The 9,377-nt window shown below is 71.6% G+C and carries 7 protein-coding genes; 1 reads left to right on the forward strand and 6 read right to left on the reverse strand.

Going from position 1 to position 9,377, the window contains the following annotated elements; translation table 11 throughout:
* Positions 1-27: 27 nt before the first annotated feature.
* On the reverse strand, positions 28-1,926 hold the full coding sequence (locus ACFZDA_RS36135) for an AMP-binding protein (RefSeq protein WP_391089830.1): 1,899 nt from the start codon (positions 1,924-1,926) through the stop codon (positions 28-30).
* A gap of 148 nt (positions 1,927-2,074) precedes the next feature.
* On the opposite strand from ACFZDA_RS36135, the gene ACFZDA_RS36140 reads away from it, so the two are divergent.
* Positions 2,075-2,308, forward strand: a complete 234-nt coding sequence (locus tag ACFZDA_RS36140; RefSeq protein ID WP_391089832.1) for a DUF6480 family protein — start codon at positions 2,075-2,077, stop codon at positions 2,306-2,308.
* A gap of 30 nt (positions 2,309-2,338) precedes the next feature.
* On the opposite strand, the gene ACFZDA_RS36145 is transcribed toward ACFZDA_RS36140, so the two are convergent.
* The 5 genes from ACFZDA_RS36145 to ACFZDA_RS36165 all read right to left on the reverse strand — a co-directional run.
* The gene (locus ACFZDA_RS36145) at positions 2,339-3,427 is read right to left on the reverse strand and encodes a glutamate--cysteine ligase (protein ID WP_391089834.1); all 1,089 of its coding nucleotides are present in this window, start codon (positions 3,425-3,427) and stop codon (positions 2,339-2,341) included.
* A 112-nt stretch (positions 3,428-3,539) separates the two neighbouring features.
* Positions 3,540-5,747 carry a 1,4-alpha-glucan branching enzyme gene (gene glgB, locus ACFZDA_RS36150; RefSeq protein ID WP_391089836.1) on the reverse strand — a complete coding sequence of 736 codons (2,208 nt, stop codon included), beginning with the start codon at positions 5,745-5,747 and terminating at the stop codon, positions 3,540-3,542.
* A gap of 3 nt (positions 5,748-5,750) precedes the next feature.
* Positions 5,751-7,121 (reverse strand): maltokinase, encoded by a 1,371-nt coding sequence (locus ACFZDA_RS36155; protein WP_391089838.1) that lies wholly within the window; start codon positions 7,119-7,121, stop codon positions 5,751-5,753.
* A gap of 28 nt (positions 7,122-7,149) precedes the next feature.
* On the reverse strand, positions 7,150-8,868 hold the full coding sequence (gene treS / locus ACFZDA_RS36160) for a maltose alpha-D-glucosyltransferase (RefSeq protein WP_391089840.1): 1,719 nt from the start codon (positions 8,866-8,868) through the stop codon (positions 7,150-7,152).
* On the reverse strand, positions 8,865-9,377 hold a 513-nt coding region (locus ACFZDA_RS36165; RefSeq protein ID WP_391089842.1), incomplete at its 5' end, for a DUF3459 domain-containing protein. The genes ACFZDA_RS36165 and treS, both read right to left, overlap by 4 nt.

The following is a 9,377-nucleotide window of genomic DNA, read 5'->3' on the forward strand; positions in this document are numbered from 1 at the left end:
GCGAGGCCTACGCGTCCGGCTCCGTGCTCAACGGAACACGCTGTCCGAGTCGTCCCAGCGCGATGCCTCGTCCCCGCTGCCCGGCCGCCCGGGACGCCTGCGCGACTGGTACATCGCGTCGATCTCGGCCGCGTAGTGCCGCACGATCTCGTCCCGGCGCAGCTTCATCGACGGCGTCAGCAGCCCGTTGGTCACGTCGAACGGCTCCGGCAGGACCCGGAACACCCGGATCGACTCCGACCGCGACACGGAGCTGTTGGCCGCGGCCACGGCACGCGCCACCTCCTCCCGCAGCGCGTTCTCCTCGCGCGCCTCCCGCATCTCGCCCTGCAGCGCCAGCGCCGCCCGCCAGTGCGCCAGGAACTCCGGGTCCAGCGTGATCAGGGCGCCGACACAGGGCTGGTTGTCGCCCACGACCACCGCCTGGTGGACGAGCGGATGCATCCGCAGCCGCTGCTCCAGGGCGGCCGGGGCGACGCTCTTTCCGCTGCTGGTGACGATGATGTCCTTCTTGCGGCCGGTGATCGTCAGATAGCCCTCGGAGTCCAGCTGTCCGAGGTCCCCGGTGGCCAGCCAGCCGCCGCGCAGCGCGGCCCGGGTGGCGGCCTCGTCACCCACGTATCCCTGGAACACCGACGGGCCGCGCACCAGGATCTCCCCGTCCTCGGCCAGCCGGATCTCCGTGCCCGGCAGGACCTGCCCGACGGTCCCGGACTTCTCCCGGCCCAGCGGCTGCATCGTCACCCCGCCGCCGGTCTCCGTCAGGCCGTACCCGTCGTGCACGTAGATGCCGATGCCCTCGTAGAAGAGCGACAGCTCGCGGCTGAGGGGAGAGCCGCCCGAGGTAGCCCGCCGCACCCGGCCGCCCAGCGCGGCCCGCAGCCGGCGGTACACCGTGCGCTCGTACAGGGTGTGCTGGAGCCGCAGATCGAAGCCGGGCCCGCGGCCCCGGCCCAGCCGCCGGCGCTCCAGGGCCGCGGCGAAGTCCCGCGCCGTCTCGGCGGCCCGCTCGAACAGAGCGCCGTGGCCGCGCTGCTGGGCCGTGCGCAGGAAGTTCTTGTAGATCTTCTCGAAGACCGACGGGACCGCGTAGAAGTACGTGGGCCTGAAGGAGCGCAGCGCCGACGACAGTGCCTCCCCGCCCAGCTCGGCCTGGTGGCCCATGAGCAGACCACCGCGCAGGCACAGGCCCTGGATCATCAGCCCGTACACGTGGGAGAAGGGCAGGAACGCCAGCACGGAGCCCTGCTCACCGCGCGGTGCCGCCGTGTGTCCCCAGCCCGCCAGCAGCGTGTCGCAGGGGGCGGCCAGGTTGCGGTGGCTGAGGGCGCACCCCATGGCGTGGCCGGAGGTGCCGGAGGTGTAGGCGATGACGGCCGTGGAGTCCGGCAGCACGATGCGGCGCATCGAGTCGACCGTGGCCGGCGGGACGAACTCCCCGCGCGCGGTCAGGTCCTCCAGCGCGCCGGCGTCGAGCTGCCAGACGTGGCGCAGCAACGGCAGCGACGCGCACACCGAGCCGACGGTCATGACGCCCTGCTCGTCCTCCACCACCACGGCCGTGCAGCCGGCGTCCCGCAGGATCCACTCGACCTGGTCGCGCGACGACGTCGGGTAGACCGGGACGACCTCGGCACCCACGACCCACAGCGCGTAGCACAGGACCGTCCACTCGTACCGGGTGCGCGCCATGATCGCCACGCGGTGCCCCGGCGCCAACCCGGAGGCGATCAGCCCCTTGGCGACGTCCACCACCTGGTCGCGCAGCTCGATCGCCGTCACCTCCTCCCAGGAGGCGGCGGCCGCCTCGGCGCGGCGGGCGAGCACCGGCCGGGTGGGTTCGCGGTCCGCGGTCTCGAAGACGCTGTCGGCGAGCCCGCCGGTCAGGGGCGAGACGGCCGGTGGAGCGAGGGCGAGGTCGCGCATGCTGCTCCTGACGGGTACGGGGCGTGACATTGCCGACGGGTAGCGTCATCGGCGGGGCTCGAATGTAGTCGAGCCGGGGCCCTCGGGGTCGGGAAATACGGAAGTCGTCCCGCTGATGATCTCGGCGTGATCGGGGGACCCGGACGGCATGAGTCACATCAGTCCCGATCCCGAACCCGAACGCAGCTCCGGCCTGGAACCGGGTGGCGGCGTACCGCCGGGCGAGACCCCGCCGGCCGAGAGCAGCCTGCCCGAGGCGGGGCCCCGGGAGACGCACAACCCGCCCAAGGGCTGGTCCAGGGCGCCGATGGCCGTGATCCTCGTCCTCGTGGTGCTGATCGCGGCGTTCTTCCTGGCCTACGCCCTCGCGTTGATCGTCTGAGTGAGGCAGGAAAGAAGCAGTCGGGACGCCTCACGCCTGGGTGTGCCGGACGCACTCGGCGACGACGTCCCGCAGGCTCCCGGTGCGCTCCATCAGCGCGCGCTGTACCTGTGCGCCGTTGCCGTCCCGCAGCAACTCCTCGCAGGCGGCCCGGGCCCGCTCCACGTCGCCGGTGTCGGCGAGGGCTTCCGCGACGTGGTCCAGCAGGGCCCGCAGGACCGCCTCGGCGGGCAGCCGCCTCATGGTCGCGGGGTGCAGCAGCTCGCCCGACAGGCCGGACCGGGCGGCCAGCCAGTCGGCCAGCCGCAGCAGGCTGACACTGTGGCCGAGGGGTTCCCGGCCGGCCCGCCACTCGCGCGCGGCGGTCTCGACCAGTCCGCGCACGAGCGTGGCGACCAGCGCGGCCGTCGCGGAGTGCAGACACACGTCCGCCACCCGGACCTCCACCGTCGGATACCGCTGGGAGAGCCGCGCGTCGAAGTAGATCATCCCGTCGTCGAGGAGGGCGCCGGTGGCCACCATGTCCGCGATCAGCCGGTGGTACCGCTCGGCGGAGCCGAAGATCTCGGTCGGGCCGGCCGACGGCCAACGCAGCCACACCCGGCTGCGGTAGCTGCTGTACCCCGTGTCCTTGCCCTGCCAGAACGGTGAGTTGGCGCTGAGCGCCGTCAGCACCTGGAGCCAGGGCCGCACCCGGTCGATGACCGCGACGCCCTCCTCGTCGGACTCGACGGACACATGCACATGGCAGCCCAGGACGAGCTGCTCCCGGGTGGCGATGCCGTACTGGTCGGCCATCCACTGGTACCGGCGGTTGACGCCGACCGCGGGACTGACCGGCAGCGGCGACGTGGCGAGGGCCCCGACCGCGCAGCCGAGCTCCCCGGCGTGCCGGGCCGCCTCCTTGCGACAGCGGACGATCTCCGCGCGCAGGCTCTCCATGGACGACTGCGGATGGGTGGCGAACTCCAGCATCTGCTCGTGGAGTTCCTTCTCGAAGACGTCCTGGTCCGCTTCGTCCTGCGCGGCCCGGGCGAGCACCGCGGCGGACATCGCCCGCGGTTCCCCGGTCTCCGGATCGACCAGGAGGAGCTCCTCCTCCACTCCGACGGTGCGCACCCCGATGCCCGCCCTTCCGTCACCCTGCCGCGTCGACCACCGGGCCGTCCCGGTGGTACGACACCCAGTGCCCCGCAGAGGCCGGTCGGACACCTCGTGCGCCCGCGCGACCTCACGCAGCGAACGGCGTCAGCCACACGGTGGCCAGCGGCGGCAGCGTGATCCGGACACAGCCGTCCTCCGGTTTGACCGGATCCGGGTGGGTGACGCCGCTGCCGCCGTAACGCGGGTCGTCGGTGTTGAGGATCTCCTGCCAGGCGACCGCGTCGCCCGGGACCCAGAGGCCGTAGTCGTGCCGGACGACCGGGGAGAAGTTCGACACCGCCAGCAGCGCCCCGCCCTGCGCGTCGTACCGCAGGAACGCGAAGACGTTGTCGTCGGCCGAGTCCACCGCCACCCACCCAAAGCCCTCCGGGCGGGTGTCGCACTGCCACAGCGCCGGCGTCGCCCGGTACACCGTGTTCAGGTCACGGACCAGGTCCCGCACGCCCCGGTGATCGCCCGCCGAGTGGTAGCCGTCGTCGAGCAGCCACCACTCCGGCCCCTGCTCCACCGACCACTCGGCGCCCTGCGCGAACTCCTGCCCCATGAACAGCAACTGCTTGCCGGGGTGGCTCCACATGAAGGCGAGATAGGCCCGGACGTTCGCGCGCCGCTGCCACCAGTCGCCCGGCGCCTTCGACACCAGCGCCTGCTTGCCGTGCACGACCTCGTCGTGGGAGATCGGCAGGACGTAGTTCTCGCTGTAGGCGTACACCATCGAGAAGGTCATCTCGTGGTGGTGGTACTTGCGGTGCACCGGCTCGTGGGCCAGGTACTCCAGCGAGTCGTGCATCCAGCCCATGTTCCACTTCAGCCCGAAACCGAGCCCGCCGGAGTCGGTTGGCTTGGTCACCCCGCCCCAGGCCGTGGACTCCTCCGCGATCGTCACCACGCCGGGGGCACGCCGGTACACGGTCGCGTTCATCTCCTGGAGGAACGCCATGGCCGCCAGGTCCTCCCGGCCGCCGTAGGCGTTGGGCTCCCACTGGCCGTCCTCGCGCGAGTAGTCCAGGTACAGCATGGACGCCACCGCGTCGACGCGCAGCCCGTCGATGTGGAACTCCTCGCACCAGTACACCGCGTTCGCCACGAGGAAGTTGCGCACCTCCGTGCGGGCGAAGTCGAACTCGTACGTGCCCCAGTCCGGGTGCTCGGCGCGCCGCGCGTCCCCGGGCTCGTACAGCGGATCCCCGTCGAACCGGGCCAGCGCCCAGTCGTCCTTCGGGAAGTGCGCCGGCACCCAGTCCATGATCACGCCGATGCCCGCCCGGTGGCAGGCGTCGACGAAGTACCGGAAGTCGTCCGGGGTGCCGAGCCGCGCGGTCGGCGCGTAGAAGCCGGTGACCTGGTAGCCCCAGGAGCCGTGGAAGGGGTGCTCGGCGACCGGCATCAGCTCGACGTGCGTGAAGCCGAGGTCCTTGACGTACGCCGGGAGTTCCTCGGCGAGCTGCCGGTAGTCCAGCCCCGGCCGCCAGGACGGCAGGTGCACCTCGTACACCGAGAAGGGCGCCTCGTGCACCGGCGTGTCGGCGCGGTGCGCCATCCACTGGGCGTCGCCCCACTCGTAGTGCGAGGCCGTCACGATCGACGCCGTGTTGGGCGGCTCCTCGGTGCGGCGGGCCATCGGGTCCGCCTTGAGGAAACGGTGGCCGTAGCGGGAGGTGATCTCGAACTTGTACGCCGTGCCCTCGCCGACGCCCGGCAGGAACAGCTCCCACACACCGGACGCGCCGAGCGAGCGCATCGGGAACTGCGTCCCGTCCCAGTAGGTGAAGTCCGCGGCGACCCGCACGCCCTGCGCGTTCGGCGCCCACACCGTGAACCGGGTGCCGGTCACGCCCTGGTGGGTCATGGGCTGCGCGCCGAGCGCCTGCCACAGCTGCTCGTGCCGGCCCTCGCGGATCAGATGCAGGTCGAGCTCGCCGAGCGCGGGCAGGAAACGGTACGGGTCGTGCACCTCCTGCTCACCGCCCTCGTACACCACGTGCAGCGTGTACGCGGGGATCTCCGCCAGCGGCAGCACCCCGGCGAACAGGCCGTCGCCCTCCGAGACGAGCGGGGTGCGCTTGCCGCCGGTCACCACGCTCACCGAGCGGGCGAAGGGGCGCAGCGCCCGGAACAGGATCCCGCCGGGGACCGGGTGGGCGCCCAGCAGCGCGTGCGGATCGTGGTGGGCGCCCGCCAGCAGGCGCCCGCGGTCCTGAGGGATCAGGGCGGGCGCGGTCGCGCCCGGGACCGGGCCGGACGGCTCCGGGATTGAGGTGTCGCGCAGGGCCACGGCTCAGTCTCCTCTCACAGCGAGGCGCTCGATCGCCGCCATCGGTACAGGCAGCCAGTCGGGGCGGTGCCGTGCCTCGTACAGCACCTCATACACGGCCCGGTCCGTCTCATAGGCCCGGAGCAGTCCGTGCTTCTTCCGCGGGTCCCAGCCGGCGCGGGCGGCATAGCCCGCGCAGTAGGCCTCGCGACAGCGTCGCGCCCACTCCGGGCGCCAGGGGCGGCGCTGCCGGGCGGCGTAGTCGAAGGAGCGCAGCATCCCGGCGATGTCCCGCACGGGGGAGTGGGCGCTGCGCCGTTCGGAGAGCGGCCGGGACGGCTCGCCCTCGAAGTCGATGACGAACCACTCGCGCCCGGCCCGCAGCACCTGACCCAGGTGCAGGTCGCCGTGGATGCGCTGGGCGGGCGGCCCGGCGTCACAGGTGGCGAGGGCGGCGAACGCGGCCCGCAGGCCCGGCACGTAGGGCTGGAGCGCGGGCACGCAGTGCGCGGCGGTGGCCAGCCGCTCGGTCATCGCGGTCGCCGTCTGCCCGTTTTCCCCGGGCTCGCCGACCGGGAAGGCCGAGGCGAGGGCGAGGTGCACCTCGGCCGTGGCCGCGCCCAGCGCCCGCGCCTGGACCGTGAAGTCGTCGCCGGCGGCCAGGGCGTGCAGCGCCAGCGTCCAGCCGTCCAAGGCGTCCCGCAGGTACGGCTGGAGCACGCCGAGGGTGGCCTTGAAGGGATGCTTCGTCTGGAACCAGGCCACGGGGGCGGGCACCCGGTGGCAGCCCTGCCGGGCCAGCGCGCCCGGCACCTCCAGGTCCGGGTTGACGCCCGGCTGGATGCGCCGGAAGACCTTCAGGATGTACTCGTCGCCGTACACCAGCGAGGAGTTGGACTGCTCCGCGTCCAGCAGCCGCGGCACCAGCCCGCCCGGTACCGGCTGGTCCGGGGCGCAGTCGAACCGCAGGGGGCCGGCGGTGCCGGGCTGCCGCAGCCGGTCCAGGAGCAGCTGGGCCGAACGGGGGTCGTGCAGCGCGTCGTAGACCGTCAGACCGGCCAGCGGCCCGTCCTGCACCTGCCCGATGAGCGCCCGCCCGAGACGTGGCGACGGATGCTCCCGTATGCCGAGCAGGAGCTGGTAGCAGTCGCCGGCCGGCGCAGCGCCGCCCGGGGACGGCACGCCCGGGTGACCGGCGTGACCGGCGTGGACCAGCAGGTGCAGACAGCCCGGGAACAGCTCGGTCATCGACAGCAGGCCGAGCTCCGTGACGGGCCGGTCCTTGCCCGCGAACCAGCGCTGCCCGGGCAGCCAGTCGCGCAGCAGCCCGCCGAGCGACTCCATGGGCTCGGCCAGGCGCGTGAGACCCGGGAGGAGGAATGCGGTCTTCGGCATGGTCACGCCTCCTTTCGTCGGCGCTTGCTCACAGTCGCCGGCCGATGCGGGATGCGACTCGAGTGAGCCGGAACCAGTAGAAGCCGTGGCCCCCGAGGGTCAGCAGATACGGCAGTTCGCCGATCGCGGGGAAGCGGACCCCGCCGAACAGCTCCACCGGATGGCGCCCGGCGAACTCGCGCAGATCGAGTTCGGTGGGCTGGGCGAACCGCGCGAAGTTGTTCACGCACAGCACCAGGTCGTCCTCGTACTCCCGCAGGAACGCCAGCACCGCCGGGTTGGAGGACGACAGTTCGGTGTACGAGCCGAGGCCGAAGGCCGGGTTCTGCTTGCGGATCTCGATCATGCGGCGGGTCCAGTGCAGCAGCGACGACGGCGACGACATCGACGCCTCGACGTTGGTCACCTGGTGCCCGTAGACCGGGTCCATGATCGCCGGCAGGTAGAGGCGGCCCGGGTCGCAGGTGGAGAACCCCGCGTTGCGGTCGGGCGTCCACTGCATCGGTGTGCGCACCGCGTCCCGGTCGCCGAGCCAGATGTTGTCGCCCATGCCGATCTCGTCGCCGTAGTAGAGGATCGGCGAGCCGGGCAGGGCCAGCAGCAGCGCGGTGAACAGCTCGATGGTGTGCCGGTCGTTGTCCAGCAGGGGAGCCAGGCGCCTGCGGATGCCGATGTTGGCGCGCATGCGGGGGTCCTTGGCGTACTCGGCCCACATGTAGTCGCGCTCTTCGTCGGTGACCATTTCGAGCGTGAGTTCGTCGTGGTTGCGCAGGAACATGCCCCACTGGCAGCCCGAGGGGATGGCCGGGGTCTTGGCCAGGATCTCGGAGACCGGGTAGCGGGACTCGCGCCGCACCGCCATGAAGATGCGCGGCATGACCGGGAAGTGGAAGGCCATGTGGCACTCGTCGCCGCCGGTCGCATAGTCGCCGAAGTAGTCGACCACGTCCTCGGGCCACTGGTTGGCCTCCGCCAGCAGCACGGTGTCCGGGTACTGCGCGTCGATCTCGCGGCGGACACGCTTGAGGAACGCGTGGGTGGCGGGCAGGTTCTCGCAGTTGGTGTCCTCGGCCGCGTACAGGTACGGCACCGCGTCCAGCCGGAACCCGTCGATGCCCAGGTCCAGCCAGAACTTCAGCGCGGCCAGGATCTCCTCCTGGACGCGCGGGTTCTCGTAGTTGAGGTCCGGCTGGTGGGAGAAGAAGCGGTGGAAGAAGTACTGGCCGCGCACCGGGTCGAACGTCCAGTTCGACGTCTCGGTGTCGACGAAGATGATCCGGGCGTCCGGATAGCCCTTGTCGTCGTCGGCCCACACGTAGTAGTCGCCGTAGGGCCCGTCGGGGTCCTTGCGCGACTCCTGGAACCACGGGTGCTGGTCGCTGGTGTGGTTCATGACGAAGTCGATGATCACGCGCATGCCGCGCTGGTGGGCGGCGTCGACGAACTCCACGAAGTCGGCCAGGTCGCCGAACTCCGGCAGCACGGCCGTGTAGTCCGAGACGTCGTAGCCACCGTCCCGGAGCGGGGACTTGAAGAACGGCGGCAGCCACAGGCAGTCGACGCCGAGCCACTGGAGGTAGTCGAGCTTCGAGGTCAGGCCCTTGAGGTCACCGACGCCGTCGCCGTCGCTGTCCTGGAACGAGCGGACGAGTACCTCGTAGAAGACGGCGCGCTTGAACCACCCCGGGTCCCGGTCCCTGGCGGGAGTGTCCTCGAAGGTGTCCAGCACGGGCTCGTTCACGGTCATGACGTTTCTGTCCCTCCGTTGCCTTGCGCGGCGGGCGGCGACGGGACGTGGAAGACGTGCGCGGGAGCTCGCCCCGGCTCCAGGCGCACGTAGTTGTTCCTGCTCCAGTGGTAGGTCTCGCCGGTGAGCTCGTCGCGCACCGGCACCGACGCGTGCCAGTCCAGGCCGAGGTGCGGCATGTCCAACGAGACCGTGCCCTCCTGGGCGTGGTGGGGGTCGAGGTTGGCGACCACCAGGACGACGTCGGACCCGGTGCGCTTGCTGTACGCCAGGAGCGCGTCGTTGTCGGTGTGGTGGAAGCGGAGGTTCCTGAGCCGGTGCAGCGCGGGGTGTTCCCGGCGGATGGTGTTGAGCCGGGCGATCAGGGGGGTGATGGTGCGGCCCTCACGCTCGGCCGTCTCCCAGTCGCGGTGCCTGAGCTGGTACTTCTCCGAGTCCAGGTACTCCTCGCTGCCCTCTTTGAGCGGGGTGTTCTCGCACAGTTCGTAGCCGGAGTAGATGCCCCAGGT

This window comes from Streptomyces sp. NPDC007991 (assembly GCF_042958445.1).
In the GTDB taxonomy this organism is placed as follows: Bacteria; Actinomycetota; Actinomycetes; order Streptomycetales; family Streptomycetaceae; genus Streptomyces.